Consider the following 19493-nt stretch of genomic DNA (forward strand, 5'->3'; position numbering starts at 1 on the left):
CCATCTCTGGACTTCTGCGCGCGCCGCGCGGCTGGCTGGAAGACTCTCCCCTCGTGACGCCTCACGCCACCTCTTCGTCAGCGACTGAATCGAATGAACTCACGCGCAGTTTTCTGGGCGTGTTTCGTTACAGCGGCCGCGCGCTCCAGTTGGTCTGGAGCACCAGCCGGCCGCTGACCATCGCGCTGGCCTTGCTCACGCTGATCGCCGGTCTGTTGCCGGCCGGCGTGGCGTATGTGGGTGCACACATCGTCGACGCCGTGGTCCAAGCAAGTCGCCAATGGGCAGCCAACGGCAGTGCGCCGTGGTGGCCGGTGATCCGCTGGGTACTCCTCGAAGGTTTGCTGGTGGCCTTGCTGGCCGGCGCTCAGCGTGGGCTCTCGGTATGCCAGTCGCTACTGCGCGCGCTGCTGGGCCAGCGCGTCAACGTCATGATTCTCGAAAAGGCGCTGACGCTGGAGCTGGCCCATTTCGAGGATTCGGAGTTCTACGACAAACTCACCCGCGCGCGGCGCGAAGCCTCGACGCGGCCGCTGTCGCTGGTCACGCGCACGTTCGGCCTTGGGCAGAACGCGATATCGCTGATCAGCTACGGCACATTGCTGTTCCATTTTTCGCCGTGGGCGGTGCTGGTCCTGCTGCTGGCCGGTTTGCCGTCTTTTATTTCCGAAACCAAATTTTCCGGCGATGCGTTTCGCCTGTTCCGCTGGCGCTCGCCCGAGACGCGCATGCAGCTGTATCTGGAAACGGTGCTGGCGCGCGAAGACCACGCCAAGGAAGTGAAGCTCTACGGCCTCGGGCCACTGCTGCTCGATCGTTATCGCAACATCTTCGACACGCTTTATCGCGACGACCGCGACCTGACCATTCGTCGCGACAGCTGGGGTTTCGGGCTGGGCCTGCTCGGCACGCTGACGCTTTATGCCGCCTATGTGTGGATTGCCATGAGCACGGTGGTCGGGCGCATCACGCTGGGCCAGATGACGATGTACCTGATGCTGTTCCGGCAGGGTCAGTCGGCGGTGTCGGCGATGCTGTCGGCGATCGGCGGCATGTATGAGGACAACCTCTATCTGTCGACACTCTACGAGTACCTCGAAACTCCGGTGCCGCCATCCACCGGCACCGTGCAGGTCGGCGCCCAACCGAGCGACGGCATTCGCTTCGAGCGGGTCAGCTTCACCTATCCCGGCGCGACCGAGCCGGCGCTGCAGGATATCGACCTGCACATCAAACCCGGCGAGTCGCTGGCGCTGGTCGGCCAGAACGGCTCCGGCAAGACCACCTTGATCAAGCTGCTGACGCGGCTGTACTCGCCCGACAGCGGCCGCGTGCTGCTCGACGGCAACGACCTGCGCGACTGGGATGAAGGCGTACTGCTGCAGCGTGTCGGGGTGATATTCCAGGACTTTGCGCGCTACCAGATGCGCGTCGGCGAGAACGTCGGCGTCGGCGACGTGACCGCGTTCGAAAACGCCGAGCGCTGGCGCGAAGCGAGCGACAAGGGCATGGCCAGCGAATTCATCGACACCTTGCCGGCCGGCTTCGATACCCAGCTCGGCAAGTGGTTTCGCGACGGCCGCGAGCTGTCCGGCGGACAGTGGCAGAAGATCGCGCTGGCGCGTGCCTTCATGCGCTCGCGCGCGGACATCCTAGTGCTGGACGAGCCCACCGCGGCGATGGACGCCGAAGCCGAAGCCACCATCTTCGAGCATTTCCGCGAACTGTCCGGCGGCCGCATCGCGATCCTGATCTCGCACCGCTTCTCGACAGTGCGGATGGCCGACCAGATCATCGTGATCCAGGACGGCCGCATCAAGGAACGCGGCAGCCACGAGCAGCTGATGGCGCAGGCCGGCCACTACGCCCACCTGTTTTCGCTGCAGGCGCAAGGCTACCGCTAGAAAACACCCCTGCAGCTTGACCCTGCCCGCCCCCGCGCCCCATGCTTCGCTGTCCGCTAGACGTCCCACCCCGGTTGAAACACACGCATGAGCAGTCGCTACAACGCCGCCGATATTGAAGTCCTCTCCGGTCTCGACCCGGTCAAACGCCGACCCGGCATGTATACCGATACCACCCGCCCGAACCATCTGGTGCAGGAAGTGGTCGACAACTCGGTGGATGAAGCCCTGGCCGGCCACGCGCGCAGTATCGAAGTGGTGCTGCATGCGGACGGCTCGGTCGAGGTGAGCGACGACGGCCGCGGCATGCCGGTGGACATCCATCCGGAAGAAGGCGTGTCTGGCGTCGAGCTGATCATGACGCGACTGCACGCCGGCGGAAAATTCAGCGGCAAGAACTACAACTTCTCCGGCGGCCTGCACGGCGTCGGCGTGTCGGTGGTCAATGCGCTGTCCGATCGCGTCGAGGTATCGATCCGCCGCGATGGCAACGAATACCGCATGGCCTTCGAGCACGGCGACAAGGTCAGCCCGCTGGAGATCGTCGGCTCCGTGCCGAAGAAGCGCACCGGCACCACCCTGCATTTCTGGCCCGAGGCCAAGTATTTCGATTCGCCGAAGGTGTCGCTGGCGCGGCTGCGGCATCTGCTGCGGGCCAAGGCCGTGCTGTGCGCCGGCCTCAGCGTCAAGCTCACCGACGTTGCCAGCGGCGAAGTCAACGACTGGTACTACGAGGACGGCCTGCGCGACTATTTGCGCGGCGAACTCGACGGCGCCGAGGCCCTGCCCAGCGAGCTGTTCGTGCATCACATGGCGCGCGATGTCGAAGGCATGGAGGTCGCGCTGGCCTGGCTGCCGGAAGGCGAACTGGTGCAGGAAAGCTACGTCAACCTGATCCCCACCGCGCAGGGCGGCACGCATGTGAACGGCCTGCGCACCGGCCTGACCACGGCCATCCGCGAGTTCTGCGACATCCGCAACCTGCTGCCGCGTGGCGTGAAGCTGGCGCCGGAAGACGTATGGGAACGGCTGGCGTTTGTGCTTTCTGCACGCTTGCAGGATCCGCAGTTCGCCGGCCAGACCAAGGAGCGACTGTCGTCACGCCAAACCGCCGGCATGATCGAAAACGTCATCCACGACGCCTTCAGCCTGTGGCTCAACCAGCACGTCGACATGGGCGAGCGGATCGCGCAGCTGGCGATCGAACGCGCCAGCGCGCGCTTGAAAGCGGCCAAGCAGATTGTCCGCAAAAAGATCACCCAGGGCCCGCAGCTGCCCGGCAAACTGGCCGACTGCACCGCGACCGACCTCACCCGCACCGAACTGTTTCTGGTCGAGGGCGACTCCGCCGGCGGCAGCGCCAAGCAGGCGCGCGACAAGGAGTTCCAGGCGATCCTGCCGCTGCGCGGCAAGATCCTCAACACCTGGGAAGTCGAGTCCGGTTCGGTGCTGGCGTCGGAAGAGGTGCACAACCTCGCCATCGCCATCGGCTGCGATCCAGGCAAGAACGATCTCTCGGGGCTGCGCTACGGCAAGGTGATCATTCTGGCCGACGCCGATTCGGACGGCCTGCATATCGCAACTTTGTTGACTGCACTTTTCCTCAAGCACTTCCCAACCCTGGTCAGCGAAGGCCACGTCTTCGTGGCGATGCCGCCGCTGTTCCGCGTCGACGTGGGCAAGCAGGTGTTCTACTGCCTCGACGAGAGCGAGAAGGAAGCGATGCTGCAGCGGATCGAACGCGAAAAAATGAAGGGCGCGGTCAACACCACGCGTTTCAAGGGCCTGGGCGAAATGAATCCGCCGCAGCTACGCGAATCGACCATCCATCCCGATACGCGTCGGCTGGTGCAGCTGACCATCGGCGATGAGGACGGCACCTCCAAACTGATGGACATGCTGCTGGCAAAAAAACGCGCCGGCGATCGCAAGGCCTGGCTGGAAGAGAAAGGCGACCTGGCGACGCTGGAAGTCTGAGCCAGCCAAACGGCGGCTGCGTTTTTCAATGCGGCCCGCCGTGTGTCGAATCGCTTCGTGGTTCGAACGAGCCCCGCGTCCTCATTACCACCGGTCGCGATCCCGCGTTATCCGGCAGATACAGACATGCGGCGTTGACGCACACCCTGACGCCGCATCGGTTTTGTTCGTGGTCCCGTGCATCCGACCCACGACTCGCGCCGTATCTCCTCACGCTTCCAATCCGCGAAGCGGAAAATCTGGAGTTACACATGAACAAGAATCAGCGTCTGCGTGGTATCGCCCTTGGACTCTCGCTGGCTTTTGCCACTGTCGCCGTGGCGCCGATGGCGATGGCCGACTCGATGAGCAACATGAGCATGGGCAAGACCGTCGAAGTGGGCGGAGCACCGATGTACCCGAACAAGAACATCATCGAAAACGCGGTGAACTCGAAGGATCACACCACCCTGGTTGCCGCCGTCAAGGCTGCCGGCCTGGTCGATACGCTCTCGGGCGCCGGCCCGTTCACCGTGTTCGCGCCGACCAATGAAGCGTTCGCTGCACTGCCTGCCGGCACCGTCGACACCCTGCTGAAGCCGGAAAACAAGGCGGATCTGACCAAGATCCTCACGTACCACGTGGTGCCCGGCAATGTGACCTCGGCCGACCTGCTCAAGCTGATCAAGAAAGGCGGCGGCAAGGCTTCGGTAAAGACCGTCGAAGGCGACTCGCTGACGTTCAGCAAGGATGCGCAGGGCGTGGCCATTACCGACGACAAGGGCAACGTCGCCCACGTCACCATCGCCAACGTGAAGCAGTCCAACGGTGAGATCCACGTCATCGACAAGGTTTTGATGCCGTAATCCGCATCGCCGTTTTAAAACGCGAGTGTTTCACCAGCGCCCCGACTCCCTCATCGGGGCGGCTTTTTTTGTGCGCTCGACCGGGCTAAGGTGACGACTGGTTATTACCGAGCGACACCCATGTCCTTGCTGCCACCTCTCGATCTGCAGCGCTGGATCGACGACAACCGCCACCTGCTCAAGCTACCGGTAGGCAACAAGTGCATCGTCGATGGCGACTTCATCGTCATGATCGTCGGCGGCCCCAACGCCCGCACCGACTATCACTACGACGAAGGCCCGGAGTTCTTCTATCAGCTTGAGGGCGAGATGGTGCTGAAAGTGCAGGACGACGGCCGCGCACGCGATATTCCAATTCGCGCCGGCGAACTTTTCTATCTGCCGCCGCGCACGCCGCATTCGCCGCAGCGCATGCCCGCATCCATCGGCCTGGTGATCGAGCGCAAGCGCCTGCCGCACGAACAAGACGGGCTGCTGTGGTTCTGCGAAAACTGCAATCACAAGCTCTACGAAGAATTTTTCGTGCTCGGCGACATCGAGCAGGATTTTCCGCCGGTGTTCGATCGTTTCTACCGTTCGCGCGACGCGCGCACCTGCGGCCAGTGCGGCCATCTGAATCCGGCACCAGCCAAATACGGCTGAGATAAAGCTGATGCCGCCGTACGCGACAAACCTATCGCGCGGCTGACTCTATTTACCGCGCGCCAGCCACTTGCCTGCCATTCGCCGCAGCGAGTCATCGGCCGACGCATCGTTCGCGATGTCGAGGATCGATTTCCACGCCAGCGCCAGCGACTCCTCGCTGATCGCAAACTGTTCGCTGCCTGTGGCGCGCACCACGTAACGCACGTCGTAATGCCAGTGCTCCGGCTCATCGCCGCGTGCGGGAATACGGTGACGGTCGAGATCGAAAATAGCCGGCTCGACCACCAGATCGGTCAATCCGGATTCTTCCTCGGCCTCGCGCAGGGCCACGTTGGCCAAGTCGGTATCACCATCGGCATGCCCACCTAACTGCAGCCAGCGACCGAGCTTGCGGTGATGAGTCAACAGCACGCGCTCGCCGTCCGCGCTGACCAGCCACGCCGAGCCGGTGAAGTGGCCTGCACTGTGGGTTCGCTCAAACGTCTCGAAACCGCCGAGCGAAAAATCGACAAATTGTTGCGCCAGCCATGCGTGCTCGGGATAGCTTGCCGCGTAATTTCGAAAGAGGGGAGCGGTGTCGGGCGAACGGAAGGTCATGGCGGGATTAGCTTAAAACCAGAGCAGATCATAGCCGCAGCGCAGCTTGTACCCCCACGATGGCTCGGCTATGGTTCCAGATTGACACAAACGAGCGGCAAGGCCCACGCAGCAGCCTGTGCCTGCCAGCAAAAGCCGCCACTCTCTCAGGGGACCCACGCATGCTCAAACAACTTTTCGCGAAGCATCCCATCAGTGCGACGCCGCAGATCGATGCGGCTTTCGACAGCGTCACCGGCGAGCCTTCGCTCAAGCGCGTGCTCACCGCGCGGCATCTGGTCACCCTGGGCATCGGCGCGGTTATCGGTGCGGGTATCTTCGTGATCACCGGACAGGCGGCGGCCGAGCATGCCGGCCCGGCGGTGATGATCAGCTTTATCGTCGCGGGCATCGCCTGCGCCTTCGCAGGCCTGTGCTACGCCGAGTTCGCGGCGATGATTCCGGTTTCCGGCAGCGCCTACGCGTATTCCTATGCCACGCTCGGCGAGATCGTGGCCTGGTTCATCGGTTGGAACCTGGTGCTGGAATACATGTTCGCCGTCGCCACGGTGGCGGCCGGCTGGTCGGGGTATTTCAACGAGTGCCTTTCGATCATCGGACACTGGACGGGCATGTCGCTGGCTCTGCCCGAGTCGCTGGCCTCGGCGCCGTTCAAGTTTGCCGGTCATAGCATCGTCGGTACCGGCACGCTGATCAATCTTCCGGCCATGGCCATCGTGGGCGGCCTGACCTGGCTGTGCTACATCGGCATCCGGCAGTCGTCCTTCGTCAACGCGATCATCGTGTCGATCAAGCTGATCGTGATTTTTCTTTTCCTCATCTTCGCGTTCCGTTTCATCAACCCGGCCAACTGGCATCCGTTCATTCCGCCGGCGGAAGGCCCGGGGCAGTTCGGCACCAGCGGCATCTTCCGCGCGGCAGTTCTGGTGTTCTTCTCGTACGTGGGTTTCGATGCGGTATCGACCGCCGCCGGAGAAGCGAAAAATCCGCAGCGTGACATGCCGATCGGCATCCTCGGCTCCCTGGCGATCTGCACCGTGCTGTACATCGCCATGGCGCTGACGCTGACAGGCATTGCGCCGTATCGCGCCCTGGGCACGCCGGAACCGGTCGCCACCGCGCTCAGCTTCTACCCGCAGCTGCTGTGGCTGAAAGCGATCGTCTCGTTCGGGGCGCTGGCCGGCCTTTCCTCGGTGATCCTGGTGATGCTGCTGGGCACGTCGCGCATCTTTTTCAGCATGTCCAAAGACGGCCTGCTGCCGGTGGCGATGGGACGGGTCCACCCCGTTCGCCGCTCGCCTTCCGTCGCGACGATCGTTTCGGGCGTGGTTGCCGCCGTCACTGCCGGCCTGTTTCCCGTGAGCATTCTCGGCGAGCTGGTATCGATGGGCACGCTGCTGGCCTTCACCACGGTCTGCATCGGCGTGCTGACGTTGCGCTATACCCGCCCCGAACTGCCGCGAGCGTTTCGCGTACCGGGCGGCATGGTCGGCGTTTGGCTGGTCAGCGGGCTGGGTTCGTTGATCTGCCTCTACCTGTTCTGGCAGTCGTTCCAGGTCAACTGGCCGCTGATCGTCGGCTGGACCGCCATCGGCATGGCGATCTACTTCGGCTATGGCCACTGGCACAGCAAGATGCGCGGCCCCAGCAGCCGCGCCTGATACGCGATCGAAGGGCCGGCCCTCTCCCGGCCCTTCGTTTTACCGATGCACCACGAACCGTCCCACCTCATGCTGGCAAGGCGACTCGATGCTTAAACAGTTACTCGCGCGCAAGACCGATTTTTCGCAAACCGACGATGGCCAACACGGCCCGGCGCTGAAGCGAACGCTGGGACCCTGGGGACTGACGGCGCTGGGCATCGGCGCAGTGATTGGCGGCGGCATCTTCGTGATTACCGGTCAGGCCGCGGCCGAGCATGCGGGCCCGGCAATCATTCTTGCCTTCGTCATCGCGGCGATCTGCTGCAGCTTTACTGCGCTGTGCTACGCCGAGTTCGCCACGCTGATTCCCATGTCGGGCAGCTCGTATTCCTACGCCTACGCCACGCTGGGCGAGCTGGTGGCGTGGTTCATCGGCTGGAACATGGTGCTGGAATACGGCGTATCGGCATCCGCGGTAGCGGTGAGCTGGACGGGATACTTCGTGAGCCTGCTCGACCATTTCGGCATCCATCTTCCGGCCGTGCTGACCAATGCGCCGCTTGCCTATACCGACGGGCATCTGGTGACCACGGGAGCACTGTTCAATCTCCCTGCCGTCGCCATCGTGATGGCGCTGACCTGGCTTTGCTACGTCGGCATCCGGGAGTCCAGCGGCGCCAATCTGGTGATGGTAATTTTCAAGGTCGCGCTGATCGTGCTGGTGATCGCTGCCGGCTGGCATTACGTGAACCCCGCGCTCTGGCATCCGTTCATTCCAGCCAGCCAGGGGCCGGAAAAATACGGCTGGGCCGGCATCATGCGCGCCGCTACGCTGGTGTTCTTTGCCTATATCGGTTTCGAGGCAACGTCCACGGCGGCGCAGGAGGCGAAGAACCCGCAGCGCGATCTACCGATCGCCACGCTCGCCTCGCTGGCGATCTGCACGATTCTGTATATCGGCATCGCTGCCGTGATCACCGGCCTGCTGCGCTTCGACCAGCTCGACACGGCCGAGCCGGTGGTCACCGCCGTGCGCGCACATCCGCAGCTGTTTATTCTGCGCTGGGCCGTGGAGATCGGTGCCTTGATCGGCCTGTCGTCGGTGATCCTGGTGATGATCATCGCGCAGCCGCGCATCTTCATGATCATGGCTCGCGACGGTCTGCTGCCGCCGGTGTTCGCCAAGATCCATCCGAAATATCACACGCCGCATATCAACACGGTCATTACCGGCGTGGGCATCGCCGCGCTGGCGGCGGTGTTCCCACTCGACGTGCTCGGTGACCTAGTGTCCATGGGTACTCTGATCGCCTTCGTCGCGGTCTGCGCCGGCGTGCTGATTCTGCGCAAGACGCGGCCCGATTTGCCGCGTACCTTCCGTGTGCCTTGGGCACCGGTGACCTGCGTGCTCGGCGTGCTCAGCTGCCTGGCACTGCTGTACTGGGAGAACTGGTACCAGTGGCTGCTGCTGGGCATCTGGACGGTCGTCGGCATGGCCATCTACTTCGGCTACGGGCGCCGGCACAGCCATCTGCGCCAAGAGCAGGCGCTGAGCTCAAAGACCTGAATTTCGCCGAATGGCTAGAAAAATGCCGAATTGCCGCCGATAATTGCATTTCCTGGCCACGCATGCTTCCTCACGCTGAGTCGCTGAAAGTCTCAACGCTAACTGAGAATTTTTTCGTAAGTCTTTGTTTTAAAAGTACTTAACGAGATTTTTTCGAGAGAAATTTTCGTACCAGCCGCCCATTCGTGCTGCTCGGGAGTATCATCCCCAGTCCGGGGATATCACTTGGCAGTGGGCCTTCGGATCGCCGCCCGGCGCATCGAGTGGGGTCAGCTCCTCAGCTTGGTGCGTCGGGCAGCACTTTTATCGCGATGACTGAATTCTGCAGGCTGAGTTTGCGCCGATGTGTTTTGCGCGATCCGCCATGCAAAAAGGCCGGCAAGATGCCGGCCTTTTTATTTCACGCTCTACCCTGCGCGCATCGAAGATACGTTGCGAAGGTCAGCCCGCTTTCGGGTTATGCGAAACGCACCAGCCCTTCGCGTTGACCGACTTGCCCGGGAACAGCTGGCACGGTCCACGACCCGTCGCACTGCCGGAGTAGAACTGGCAGTTGGAGCAGTTGTCGCCCGCCTTGTGTTTCGGATCGGTCGCCTTGCTGCCATCTTCCACATAGCCCAGCGCCTTGGCCGTGGGATCGTCCACACTGACCGGCGGCAGGTCGGCGGCGCGCGCGAAGCGCGGCAGGCCACCCATGATGGCCACCGCGGCCGTGGTACCGGCAGCAACCTTCAAAAAACGACGCCGTGATTCGATGTTCTTCTCATTTGACATGGGCAAGCCTCCGTCATGTATCCCACGCCCTTTGCGGTGGATTGCGGCGATAGTACGCCTGTTTCGTCAATCATTCGTGACTGGCGAGAATGGCTCTCATTCAAGACTGGGCGGGCGTTTGTGCGTGATATGATGATCTTCCATTTGGACGTCCAAATCCCATGAGCCAGCAGCTACCCGCTACGATATCGACCAGCCTGTTCGAGGCGCGCGCAGACTCGATCGCGAACACCGCGCGCGAGCTCGCAGCGCTGGGCTGGACGCCGGCGACCAGCAGCAATTTTTCCGCCCGCATCGACGCCGACTACGCGGCGATCACCATCTCCGGCCGCGACAAGGGCAAGCTCGGTCGCGACGACATCATGTTGATCGACATGCACGGCAATGCCGTCGGCACCGATGCGAAACCGAGCGCAGAGACCGCGCTGCATACGCAAATCTACCGTCGCTGGCCTGAGATGGGCGCCGTGCTGCATACGCACTCGCGCACGCAGAGCGTCGCCTCGCGCCTGTACGCCGACGATGGCGTCATCCGCCTGCAGGGCTGGGAGCTGCAGAAAGCGATTACCGGCTACACCACGCACGAAAGCCTGCTGGAGATACCGGTATTCCCCAACACCCAGCACATGCCTGAGCTGGTCGATAAGGTCGACGCCTGGATCGACAGCGGCAAACCGCTGCACGCGTATTTGATCGACGGCCACGGCATCTATACTTGGGGCCGCGACATGAAGGAAACGCACCGCCATCTGGAAGCACTCGAATTCCTGCTGGGCTGCGAACTGGATCTGAAAAGGTTGAGGGCATCATGAGCCAACTACGCATCTTCGACGAAAGTCATCCCGACGCCGAGCTCGCGCTGCACCGCGATTACGCCGCCATCGCCCGCGAGCTGGGCAAGGTCGGCATCCGCTTCGAACAGTGGGAGGCCAGCCAGCCGATTTCGCCCGGCGCCAGCCAGGACGAGGTCATTGCCGCCTATAAAACGGATATCGATCGGCTGATGGCGGAAACCGGCTACCAGGCCGTCGATGTGATCAGCCTCACGCCCGATCATCCCGATCGCGCCATGCTGCGGCAGAAGTTTCTCAGCGAGCACACCCACAGCGAGGACGAAGTGCGCTTCTTCGTCGCCGGCGCCGGCCAGTTCACCCTGCACATCGACGGCAAGATCTACGACGTGCTGTGCGAATCCGGCGACCTGATCGGCGTCCCCGACGGCACGCGCCACTGGTTCGACATGAGCGAAGCGCCCTACTTCGTGGCCATTCGCTTCTTCACCAACAAGGAAGGCTGGGTCGCCAACTTCACCGGCGACGGTATTGCCGAGCGTTTCCCGCGGATGCAGCCCTACTCGCCAGCAACTCGCTGAATAGAACCCGCCGTCGCTGACACGGCCAAGCCGAACGTTGACCGGCCAGATCGCCCGGTCGTTTATGCTGGGCGCCTTTTCCAGGCAACGCCAAACCATGACCGATATCCGCGCCATCGTCACCGACATCGAGGGCACCACCAGCTCGATCAGCTTCGTTCGTGATGTGCTGTTTCCCTATGCCCGCGAGCGCCTGCCCGCCTTCATCGAAACGCACGGCGACACGCCCGAGGTGCAGCACTGGCTGCACGAGGCGGCGAAAGAGGCCGGCCTGGTCGAGGCCAGCCGGCAAGAGATCATCGAACTGCTGATCCATTGGGTCGACGAGGACCGCAAGTCGACCGCGCTCAAGGCGCTGCAGGGCATGATCTGGAAAGACGGCTACGAGGCCGGCGATTACCAGTCCCACATGTACCCCGAAGTCGCCGCTCGTTTGCGGGCGTGGCAGGCCAGCGGCCTTTCGCTCTACGTCTACTCGTCCGGCTCCGTGCCGGCGCAGAAGCTGCTGTTCGGTTTCAGCGAAGCCGGCGATCTGACGCCGCTCTTTTCCGGCTACTTCGACACCGAAACCGGCCACAAGCGCGAGGCCGACTCTTACACGAAGATCGCTGAAGCCATCAGCCTGCCGCCGCATCAGATCCTGTTTCTGTCGGATATCGTGGAAGAGCTCGACGCCGCGCAGACGGCCGGCTTGCAGACCGCGTGGCTGATCCGCGAACCGCTGGCCTGGCCGAACGCGCCGCGCCATGCGGCGTATCGCGATTTCAACGCCATCCAACCCTGACGCCACCGCGTACGAGCCCTGCCATGCGAACTGCACTGATCACCGTCCTCGCGTTCGCTGCCGGCGTCCTCGTGATGCTGTGGCTGCCGCGTCATTCCGCCCTCAACTTAGGTAACGGGCAATCCGGTTCGACGACTGCCACGGCGACCGGTTCCAGCAGCGGCGAACCGGCGTCATCATCGTCGGCCGACGACGACCCGGATGAAAACAACGACGCCGACTGGCCGAGCAGCGGCCCGTCACCCGAGCAGGTGATGTATGCGCAGCCGAAGATGGTCGCCGATGCGCTGGCCAAACTCACCCCGCGCGTCGCCGGCAAAACGAATCTCTACCTGGTGACCTTTGCCGGCGACGGTGGCGAAGACGTGTTCCGCAATGAGGCCGAATACGCCGCGCAGCTTTTCCCGCAGCGCTTCGGCCCCACCGCGCACACGCTGGTGCTGGAGAACAATCCCGATACCTTGTCCAGCCACCCGCTGGCCAGCTGGAGCAATCTCGAAGCGGCGCTCGATGGGGTGGCCAAAGTGATGAAGCCCGATCAGGACGTGCTGATGCTCTACATCACCAGCCACGGCGACGAGGATCACAACCTGCTGGTGGATATGGACCCGCTGGCGCTGGACCAGATCGGCGCACCGGACCTTGCCGGCATCCTGGCCAAACGGCCCTTCAAATGGAAGGTGCTGGTGGTCAGCGCCTGCTATTCGGGCGGCTTCGTGCCGCCCCTGCACGGCGCCGGTACGCTGGTGATCACCGCGGCCCGCACCGACCGCAGCTCGTTCGGCTGCGGCAGCGATTCGGACGCCACTTACTTCGGCAAGGCCTGGCTGGTGGATGCGCTGAACCAGACACCCGATTTCATCGCCGCCTTCAAACAGGCCAGCGGTGAAATCAGCCAGTGGGAGCAGCGCGACAAACTCACGCCATCAGAGCCTCAGATCGATGTCGGCAGCGGCATCGCCGAACAGCTCGCGCTGTGGCGCCAGGGTTTCACGCCGGGCCCCGCCGTGCCATTCAAGCCGGCGGCGCCGGCGCCAGCCAGCACGACGGCGCTGGCGCAGTAGCTCGAAGCTCGCTTGGCTTTACGGTGCCCGCGGAGCTTTGGCACGCGTGCGCTTTGACGGCACCCGCGCCCCGTCCTTGGGTGAAGGAGCGCCGCCATCGCTCATCTGTTCCATCCACGACAGCGTGTCGATGTAGGACAGAAAATGCTGCAGATAGCCTGGCGAAAGCTCGTGCATGAGGGTGAGCGACCGATGCACCAGGCTGCCCGAGTTGAGCGGTCCGGCATCGGCAGGCACCTGCTCCAGCGACTGGCGTATCTGGCTCTCGATGCGCACCTCGGACCAGATGTTTCTGAACTCATCTAGCGCCTCCAGCGTTGGCAATGCGGTGGTCCCAGGCGTCGCGTCAGTCGTGGCGAGATCGTCAACACGAGTGGCTGCACGGTTGGCGATGTCATCGAGCAATTCGCCTAACGCGCCACGAGCCGGCGCCGATGGCGCGGACACGCCGTCGGCATCGCCAGCGCAGGATGCCGCATTGTCGAGATCCGCCGCATACGCCTCGACAAGCTTGGTCAGCCGCTTATCCAGCAGCTGCCGCGTCGCACCGTCATGGCCTGCCGCACGCTGCTCCAGCACTTCGATGAAATGAAATCGCCACGGACTCAGGCGATCGGCGTTCTGCTGCCGCCACGCGTCGAGGATCTTGCGGATGCGTGATGCGCTATCACTCATGAGCCGCCACGGCTGCCGTCGGCTGCTTCGGGATCGGCGAAATTTCCACGCGCCGGTTCTTCGCCCGTCCCTCGTCGTCGGCATTCGAGCCTACCGGCTGCTCGGCACCGAACGCCGCGGCAAAGACCGACGAGGCCGGCAAACCATCGGCGATCAAGGCTCGCGTCACGGTCAGCGCGCGCTCGGCGGACAGCTCCCAGTTGTCGGCGAATTGCCGGTTGCCGTCGCGCACTTGCCGGTCATCGGTGAAACCGCTAACCATCAGAATCTCGTCGCGCGACTTGAGGTAGTCGGCCAGCGGGGCCGCCAGGCTCCTCAATACCTCATGCCCCTCGGGCTGCAGCTGATCGGAGTTCAGCGCGAACAACACGCTGCCGCGGATACCGATGCGCCCGTTGACGAGGGTCACCCGGCCAGCGGCCAGCGGAACCGCCAGCGCCTGCTCCAGAGTCATGCTGCGCTTCGCCTCGGCCTGCTGCTGTTTGACCGCTTCATCCAGCTTGTTCGACAGCTGCAGCTGCACGCCGATCACGCCCACCAGGATCAGCACGAACACACCCAGCAGCACCGACATCAGGTCGCCGAAGGCCGCCCAGATCGGCGCCGTCGACTCCTCGACGCCATCCACTTCGTCGCTCATGTCGCTTCGGCCCCGGCGAGCGCCCGCTGGCCGGCGAGCTGCTGCATTTCCTCGATGATCTGCTTCTGCGACAGCATGCTCAGATCGATCACTTCCCTCGCCTGCGCGACGTAATAGGCGAGCTGCTCGTCGCTGCGCGCGAGCGACTTGTCCAGCGCCGCTTCGATGCGCTGCAGGTGCTCCATCAGCAGGCCGTTCGACTCGCCGAACGTCTGCACGGCCGCACCGAAGACTTCGCCCAGGCTGGCCACCTCGACGGCACTGCCGGTGACCTGCGCAGCGACGGCACCGAGCTTGCCGGTTTCCGCCTCGATATGGTCGGTGAAGCGCGTGCCGACACGATCCAGCAGATCCGCCGAGGTGGTCACCAGCGCATCGACGGCCACGCGTTGCTCGGTGGACGCGTGGTTCACCGCATCGAGCAGGGTATCGAGTGTGGCCATCAGGCGGCTACGTTCCTCCAGCATGGCGGTATCGCGGACCATGCTGTCGGAGAGTTTCTGGCGCATCTCCGCGACGACTTCGGCAGCGGCCCTGGGCGCTTCGGACGCGGCTTGCACGAGCCGGGAAATTTCGGCGATCGTGTCGCTGGCGTGTGCCTGGGTCTGTGCCGAGATGTCGTGCGCGGTCTTCGCCAGCGTGTCGCAAATCGCCTGCTGCCGGGTTGCGGCCTGCTCGCCCGTCTGCTCCCACTGGTTGCTCAGCACCGCGGTCATCGCAGCGAACGCATCCGTCCAGGTCGTCAAACGATTCTTGTCCCGCGATTCCAGCAACGTCTGCAAGTCCGCATGCGACTGATGCACGCGCTGGACCAGCGACGTGGCGTGTTCATCGAACGTCGCCGCTGCCGCACTCAACGCCTGCTGATGGCGGGTCGCCAGATCGGCGTTGACGGCATCCTGCCGCGACAGCGCATCGTTCCACGCGCTCGCCGCGCCGTCCGCCGTGGCGTCGAGGCGTGCAGCGACGCCTTCCAGCAAGCCGGCCGAGCGTTGCTCGAAGGTCTCGCTGAATTGCTGCAGTGAGCGGCGCAAATCCTCGGCCAGCGCCTCGTTCGTCCGCTGCTGCTGCGCCAGTGCCTCGTTCCAGACCGCGGCCATGGTCGCGGTGGTCGTCTCCAAGCCGGTCGACACGCCATCCAACTGACGCGCCACGGCCTGCGTCACCGTCTCGTGCAGCGATGCCGTTTCGCGTGCGAGACCGGCCATGGTGGCTTCCACCGCTGGCTGCAGCGCCGTCCCGACCGCAGCAGCACTCGCGGCCACGCTCTCCTGCAACGACGCCTGCACGGCGCTGGCAAGGCGCGTATAGGTAGCCTCGGAACTCGCGTGGAAGGCTTCATGGCTGGCCACCTGCCGCTCGCTGGTGGCCACGCTGTGTTGTTCGATGGTCGCCATCATCGTCTGCAGACGATCGACCAGAACCGGCATCAGTTCGGTCTGCTGCTGCAGCAACTTGAACGACTCCTCGCGCTGATGGCTCTGCGAATGAATGCGCAAGGTCGTCGCGATATTCGCGTCCAGCACCTGCACCGCCTGCAGCCGCTCGCGCCGGCAAAGCGCCGACAGCAGCCCGAGCATCGCCGAGCTGGCCACGCCGGCGATCGAGGTGCCGAACGCAAATCCCAGCCCCTTGACCGGCGCGGCGAGCGAGCCGCGGATCGCCTGCAGATCCGTCGCGCTTTCCAGCGCCATGCCGGTGCCCCGAAGCGTCGCCATCATGCCCAGCAACGTGCCCAGCATGCCGAGCAGCACGAGCAAGCCCACCAGATACGACGTCAGCACCGGCACCGGCAAGGCCACGCGCTCACCCTCGATGCGCAGGCGCGTCGCGTTGCGCAGGCTCGGATGCAAACCGCCGAGCCAGTCGCTCAGGCTGGCCGGTGCGGAGGACAGATCCGTTACCGCGCGCGTCAGCGTGAACGTGGCCTGCCGATAACGATGCAGCTCCAGAGCGCCCGCCAGATAGCACACGCCAATCACCAGCGTAACGGCGGTCGCCAGCGGATTGGCTCCGACGTAGCCGGCGCCGATCCAGCACACCGCGGCCAGACCGACGAAAAACACCGCGAGATGAAGCAGATTTCTGACCATGACGCCTCAATAATTAGGTGCGAAGCGCTGCGAGCAGGCCTTCCACCGGATGAAAACGAACGTCCAATTCGGCGAGCAACACGCTCTGCACATCCTGGCGAAACACGTCCAGCCATGCGCCAGGCGTTGTCGCCGGGACAACTTCCGACACCTGCGCCTCGGCCAGCGCCTTCTGCTCGGCCTGACGCAAGCGTTCGAAACGATCGCCGAGCAGCGCTGGCACGCGAGCCAGTAACGCCTGCTCGCGCGGACTCAGCACACGCTCCATGACCGCATCCACGTCCGCCAGCCGTGCCATGTCGACCGACTTCTGCGCAAGCATGTCGCGCAAACGGCCGCGCAGATTACCAGTAGCCGCCTGCATCGACCGCTGAATGGCCAGATAGCGCTGACGAAACACCGAGTAATCGACCGCTTCAGGCGCGCCCTCTTCCTCGGTCGACACGTGCGCGACCGCGCGCTGGCGCGACGCGGCGAATGTGCCATCGGTGGCAATGGCGCTGACCAACGCGCGACGCACGAGGGCGCACTCGCGCTCTTCCGCGCTGCCAAAGGCCTGCGCATCCACGTCCACCTCGGACGGCTTGCCATCGAGCGCCGTGGACAGCGCCACCGCGTGCGTCCAGTCGAGCCACTGGCCCAACCGGTCCGACAACGATTGCCTGGATGGTCGAACGTCGACGTCCGTCAGGCGGGCAAGCAAGCGAATAAACGTCGGGCCACGGACACTGGTCCGGTGAGTAGCTTGCGGCATATTTCTGGCTGAAAAACCGCTATTTTACATGCTAACCGCTTGGAGGCGGTTGGGTGTCGGCGGGCAGGCAAAGGTCACAACAGCCGGCCATCTCATGGGCATCGTCAATAGATCGGTACAGGAGGGTTCATGAAGCGCTTAGCGTCCTCAATATTTTTATTAGTTGCCCTAATTCCTACATTTTGTATTGCAGGAATCACGTCGGATCAGGCTAGAACGATGTCTCTGCCTAAAATTGCTCACAGACTTTTGGGCGAATCTGGCGCAATCATGATCGACGTCGATCGCCCGAGATTGAGTAACTTGGCAGATGACCCCATTAGGTTTTATACCCACGCAATGGCTACTGGCTCGCAATTCGGTCTCTGCGCAGCAGATTGGGTCACCGTCGGGTTCAATGCGAAACAAACCATTGAGTCGCTATCGGCCGAGCGTCGGTACGGCATAGCGGGTGATATGTATCATCCGCCCGAAGCGCAGGACGATTCCAGAAAACTTTGCGCTTCTGTTAAGTCAACAAAAACTACTATCCCTCGCCTGATGCGCAAACCGCGTTGAGCGTCGCTCTATATGTGGATGCAATAGCGGGTAACGGTCCATTTTCAAATCAAAATTTCAGTTACGAGTGCACGGGCAGATGCGCTGAAGGCCGAGACGATCTCAAGTGGCTTAAGTTAGATAAAATCGACTCGGTTCGATTGATCGACTGTCCAAAATCTCAGCGCGGAGCCGTTTGCGTCGAGGTGACGACTGGAAGCTACGAAGTCGGCCCGTTTCCGAAGGTTTTCGATATCTACGGGACCGCTTGGTACAAGTCAGTTGTCATATCCAAAGTTGTTGTCTGGGTCGGATCCGCTGTTGCGTAGCGAAGTTCGAGCGACAAAGTCGCCTCTCCGTCGATCTGATAAGTGAGGTCTGCGTTCTACCCCGAGGTTACTAAGAGTCGTTTCTGTGCGGCGCTGAGCCAACATAGTGCCGGCTGCTGCGAGAGCGAGGTATTGCCATGAAAGGCTGGTTTGAGGCGTGCTGCAATCGCTTAATCACCGCTCTCTTGATCGGCGTCTTTGCTTCGCCATTGTCGGCAGCTACGACTGCCGAGCAAATACCTTTAAGTGCATACGAACAAGCGCAAACGTTGGTGCGACTGACTGATGGTCGACGCGTAAATTTACTGTGCATCGGACAGGGCTCGCCTACCGTAGTCCTTGAAGCTGGGGGCGGCGACGACAGCCTTACCTATCGCATCCTGCAGGCGCACGTCGCTCACTTCACTCGCGTGTGTAGCTATGACCGCGCGGGCATGGGCTTCAGCGATCCTTCGTCTCATCCTAGTAGCGCGGAGTACGTGCTTCAGGATTTGCATGAACTATTGCGCCAAGCCGACATTCCACTGCCTATCGTGCTGGTCGGCCACTCCGATGGTGGTCTTTACGTCAGCATGTACGCATCGCGCTGGCCGGATGACTTCGCCGGGATGGTGCTGATTGATCCCTTTCAAGTTGGCGCAGAAGAAAATGCCGAACGCGTTCTTACGCCCTCTCAGCTCAAAGCCTGGTTGGCCGACGATCAAAACGACATCGCGCAAGCGAGGAAGTGCCTCGCGCTAGCCCAGTCCGAAGAATTAAGGCACCAGCCCCAAAAACATCGGGACTGCTTGGACGAACCGGCCAATCCCGATCCCGCATTACATCGCTTGCTCGACGAGCAAATGGCGCGACCGGGCGAAGCGGCCACCAAACTGAGCCAGCTGCTGGATACCTATCCACCCGCTGAGGGCGGCATGTCACCTGCAGAAAAGCTGGCGATACAAACGCCACGGAAGATGGGCAACAAGCCGCTGATCATTCTAGATGCTACGCATGAACAGTTTGACTATGGGCAAGATCTGCAAGATCGCCTCCTGCTTGCGATGTGGCAAGCCCAAGATGCTGCTATTGCGCCTCCTCTACCCGCGGTCGCCGAATCATTGTTGACGGCAGTACCCATTACATCCACCAGGAAAGGCCGGAGCTGGTAGCGCAGGCTATTCATGACGTTATCGACGAGGCGCGTTGCAGTCCACATATTGACTGCGCGGCTACGCACTGAGATTGGGCAACCCTGTAAGTTGCGTGCTAATTGGTGGAAATAGTCTGCTTTCGACCCATTTGAGCCGGTCG

18 protein-coding genes are annotated in these 19493 nt (G+C 62.7%); 12 read left to right on the forward strand and 6 right to left on the reverse strand.

Annotation, left to right across the window (positions count from 1 at the left end):
• Positions 1 to 53: 53 nt before the first annotated feature.
• The 4 genes from HDE76_RS05360 (at position 54) to HDE76_RS05375 (ending at position 5368) form a co-directional block, all read left to right on the forward strand.
• Positions 54 to 1904: an ABC transporter ATP-binding protein gene (locus HDE76_RS05360; protein WP_343205660.1), complete on the forward strand. Its 1851-nt coding sequence runs from the start codon at positions 54 to 56 to the stop codon at positions 1902 to 1904.
• Positions 1905 to 1991: 87 nt separating this feature from the next.
• Complete coding sequence (parE, locus tag HDE76_RS05365; protein ID WP_179481722.1) at positions 1992 to 3881, forward strand: DNA topoisomerase IV subunit B; 1890 nt, start codon at positions 1992 to 1994, stop codon at positions 3879 to 3881.
• Positions 3882 to 4207: 326 nt separating this feature from the next.
• Positions 4208 to 4726, forward strand: coding sequence for a fasciclin domain-containing protein (locus HDE76_RS05370; RefSeq protein ID WP_218862493.1), 519 nt, complete (start codon positions 4208 to 4210; stop codon positions 4724 to 4726).
• Positions 4727 to 4846: 120 nt separating this feature from the next.
• Positions 4847 to 5368: a 3-hydroxyanthranilate 3,4-dioxygenase gene (locus HDE76_RS05375; RefSeq protein ID WP_179481726.1), complete on the forward strand. Its 522-nt coding sequence runs from the start codon at positions 4847 to 4849 to the stop codon at positions 5366 to 5368.
• A 48-nt stretch (positions 5369 to 5416) separates the two neighbouring features.
• Here HDE76_RS05375 and HDE76_RS05380 read toward each other — a convergent pair whose 3' ends face one another.
• Positions 5417 to 5968, reverse strand: a complete 552-nt coding sequence (locus tag HDE76_RS05380) for an NUDIX hydrolase (protein WP_179481728.1) — start codon at positions 5966 to 5968, stop codon at positions 5417 to 5419.
• Between the two features lie 161 nt (positions 5969 to 6129).
• On the opposite strand from HDE76_RS05380, the gene HDE76_RS05385 reads away from it, so the two are divergent.
• Positions 6130 to 7629 carry an amino acid permease gene (locus HDE76_RS05385; RefSeq protein ID WP_179481730.1) on the forward strand — a complete coding sequence of 500 codons (1500 nt, stop codon included), beginning with the start codon at positions 6130 to 6132 and terminating at the stop codon, positions 7627 to 7629.
• A gap of 88 nt (positions 7630 to 7717) precedes the next feature.
• On the forward strand, positions 7718 to 9178 hold the full coding sequence (locus tag HDE76_RS05390; protein WP_179481732.1) for an amino acid permease: 1461 nt from the start codon (positions 7718 to 7720) through the stop codon (positions 9176 to 9178).
• 441 nt (positions 9179 to 9619) lie between these two features.
• On the opposite strand, the gene HDE76_RS05395 is transcribed toward HDE76_RS05390, so the two are convergent.
• A complete protein-coding gene (locus HDE76_RS05395) occupies positions 9620 to 9952 on the reverse strand; it encodes a high-potential iron-sulfur protein (RefSeq protein WP_179481734.1) in 333 nt (110 codons plus the stop codon).
• A gap of 161 nt (positions 9953 to 10113) precedes the next feature.
• Here HDE76_RS05395 and HDE76_RS05400 point away from each other — a divergent pair, with 161 nt between their 5' ends.
• The 4 genes from HDE76_RS05400 (at position 10114) to HDE76_RS05415 (ending at position 13172) form a co-directional block, all read left to right on the forward strand.
• Complete coding sequence (locus tag HDE76_RS05400) at positions 10114 to 10764, forward strand: methylthioribulose 1-phosphate dehydratase (RefSeq protein ID WP_179481736.1); 651 nt, start codon at positions 10114 to 10116, stop codon at positions 10762 to 10764.
• Positions 10761 to 11324: an acireductone dioxygenase gene (locus HDE76_RS05405; protein ID WP_179481738.1), complete on the forward strand. Its 564-nt coding sequence runs from the start codon at positions 10761 to 10763 to the stop codon at positions 11322 to 11324. Before HDE76_RS05400 ends, HDE76_RS05405 begins: the two co-directional genes overlap by 4 nt.
• A 97-nt stretch (positions 11325 to 11421) precedes the next feature.
• Positions 11422 to 12108: an acireductone synthase gene (gene mtnC, locus HDE76_RS05410; protein ID WP_179481740.1), complete on the forward strand. Its 687-nt coding sequence runs from the start codon at positions 11422 to 11424 to the stop codon at positions 12106 to 12108.
• Positions 12109 to 12131: 23 nt separating this feature from the next.
• Positions 12132 to 13172, forward strand: coding sequence for a C13 family peptidase (locus HDE76_RS05415; protein ID WP_179481742.1), 1041 nt, complete (start codon positions 12132 to 12134; stop codon positions 13170 to 13172).
• 18 nt (positions 13173 to 13190) lie between these two features.
• Here the strand turns inward: HDE76_RS05415 and HDE76_RS05420 are convergent, their stop codons facing one another.
• The 4 genes from HDE76_RS05420 to HDE76_RS05435 are packed head-to-tail and all read right to left on the reverse strand — an operon-like array spanning position 13191 to position 17334.
• On the reverse strand, positions 13191 to 13847 hold the full coding sequence (locus HDE76_RS05420; protein WP_179481744.1) for a DUF2894 domain-containing protein: 657 nt from the start codon (positions 13845 to 13847) through the stop codon (positions 13191 to 13193).
• On the reverse strand, positions 13840 to 14487 hold the full coding sequence (locus HDE76_RS05425) for an OmpA family protein (RefSeq protein ID WP_179481746.1): 648 nt from the start codon (positions 14485 to 14487) through the stop codon (positions 13840 to 13842). The genes HDE76_RS05420 and HDE76_RS05425 overlap by 8 nt, the downstream gene beginning before the upstream one ends.
• Entirely contained in the window at positions 14484 to 16580 is a 2097-nt protein-coding gene (locus tag HDE76_RS05430) for a DUF802 domain-containing protein (protein WP_179481748.1), read from the reverse strand. The genes HDE76_RS05425 and HDE76_RS05430 overlap by 4 nt, the downstream gene beginning before the upstream one ends.
• A 13-nt stretch (positions 16581 to 16593) precedes the next feature.
• Positions 16594 to 17334 (reverse strand): DUF3348 domain-containing protein, encoded by a 741-nt coding sequence (locus tag HDE76_RS05435; RefSeq protein ID WP_184505868.1) that lies wholly within the window; start codon positions 17332 to 17334, stop codon positions 16594 to 16596.
• Positions 17335 to 17463: 129 nt separating this feature from the next.
• Between HDE76_RS05435 and HDE76_RS05440 the strand changes: the two genes are divergently transcribed.
• Together HDE76_RS05440 and HDE76_RS05445 are read left to right on the forward strand one after the other, a co-directional pair.
• The gene (locus tag HDE76_RS05440) at positions 17464 to 17892 is read left to right on the forward strand and encodes a hypothetical protein (RefSeq protein ID WP_184505870.1); all 429 of its coding nucleotides are present in this window, start codon (positions 17464 to 17466) and stop codon (positions 17890 to 17892) included.
• A gap of 445 nt (positions 17893 to 18337) precedes the next feature.
• Positions 18338 to 19351: an alpha/beta hydrolase gene (locus HDE76_RS05445; protein ID WP_184505872.1), complete on the forward strand. Its 1014-nt coding sequence runs from the start codon at positions 18338 to 18340 to the stop codon at positions 19349 to 19351.
• The last annotated feature ends 142 nt before the right edge of the window (positions 19352 to 19493 follow it).

The sequence above is a fragment of the Rhodanobacter sp. ANJX3 genome (assembly GCF_014200755.1).
Classification (GTDB): domain Bacteria; phylum Pseudomonadota; class Gammaproteobacteria; order Xanthomonadales; family Rhodanobacteraceae; genus Rhodanobacter.

Bases quoted from the DNA above. Each gene is read 5' to 3' on its own strand.
- parE (WP_179481722.1), top strand. From the start codon at position 1,992: ATGAGCAGTCGCTACAACGCCGCCGATATTGAAGTCCTCTCCGGTCTC.
- HDE76_RS05370 (WP_218862493.1), top strand. From the start codon at position 4,208: ATGGCGATGGCCGACTCGATGAGCAACATGAGCATGGGCAAGACCGTC.
- HDE76_RS05375 (WP_179481726.1), top strand. From the start codon at position 4,847: ATGTCCTTGCTGCCACCTCTCGATCTGCAGCGCTGGATCGACGACAAC.
- HDE76_RS05380 (WP_179481728.1), bottom strand. From the start codon at position 5,968: ATGACCTTCCGTTCGCCCGACACCGCTCCCCTCTTTCGAAATTACGCG.
- HDE76_RS05385 (WP_179481730.1), top strand. From the start codon at position 6,130: ATGCTCAAACAACTTTTCGCGAAGCATCCCATCAGTGCGACGCCGCAG.
- HDE76_RS05390 (WP_179481732.1), top strand. From the start codon at position 7,718: ATGCTTAAACAGTTACTCGCGCGCAAGACCGATTTTTCGCAAACCGAC.
- HDE76_RS05395 (WP_179481734.1), bottom strand. From the start codon at position 9,952: ATGTCAAATGAGAAGAACATCGAATCACGGCGTCGTTTTTTGAAGGTT.
- HDE76_RS05400 (WP_179481736.1), top strand. From the start codon at position 10,114: ATGAGCCAGCAGCTACCCGCTACGATATCGACCAGCCTGTTCGAGGCG.
- HDE76_RS05405 (WP_179481738.1), top strand. From the start codon at position 10,761: ATGAGCCAACTACGCATCTTCGACGAAAGTCATCCCGACGCCGAGCTC.
- mtnC (WP_179481740.1), top strand. From the start codon at position 11,422: ATGACCGATATCCGCGCCATCGTCACCGACATCGAGGGCACCACCAGC.
- HDE76_RS05415 (WP_179481742.1), top strand. From the start codon at position 12,132: ATGCGAACTGCACTGATCACCGTCCTCGCGTTCGCTGCCGGCGTCCTC.
- HDE76_RS05420 (WP_179481744.1), bottom strand. From the start codon at position 13,847: ATGAGTGATAGCGCATCACGCATCCGCAAGATCCTCGACGCGTGGCGG.
- HDE76_RS05425 (WP_179481746.1), bottom strand. From the start codon at position 14,487: ATGAGCGACGAAGTGGATGGCGTCGAGGAGTCGACGGCGCCGATCTGG.
- HDE76_RS05430 (WP_179481748.1), bottom strand. From the start codon at position 16,580: ATGGTCAGAAATCTGCTTCATCTCGCGGTGTTTTTCGTCGGTCTGGCC.
- HDE76_RS05435 (WP_184505868.1), bottom strand. From the start codon at position 17,334: ATGCCGCAAGCTACTCACCGGACCAGTGTCCGTGGCCCGACGTTTATT.
- HDE76_RS05440 (WP_184505870.1), top strand. From the start codon at position 17,464: ATGAAGCGCTTAGCGTCCTCAATATTTTTATTAGTTGCCCTAATTCCT.
- HDE76_RS05445 (WP_184505872.1), top strand. From the start codon at position 18,338: ATGAAAGGCTGGTTTGAGGCGTGCTGCAATCGCTTAATCACCGCTCTC.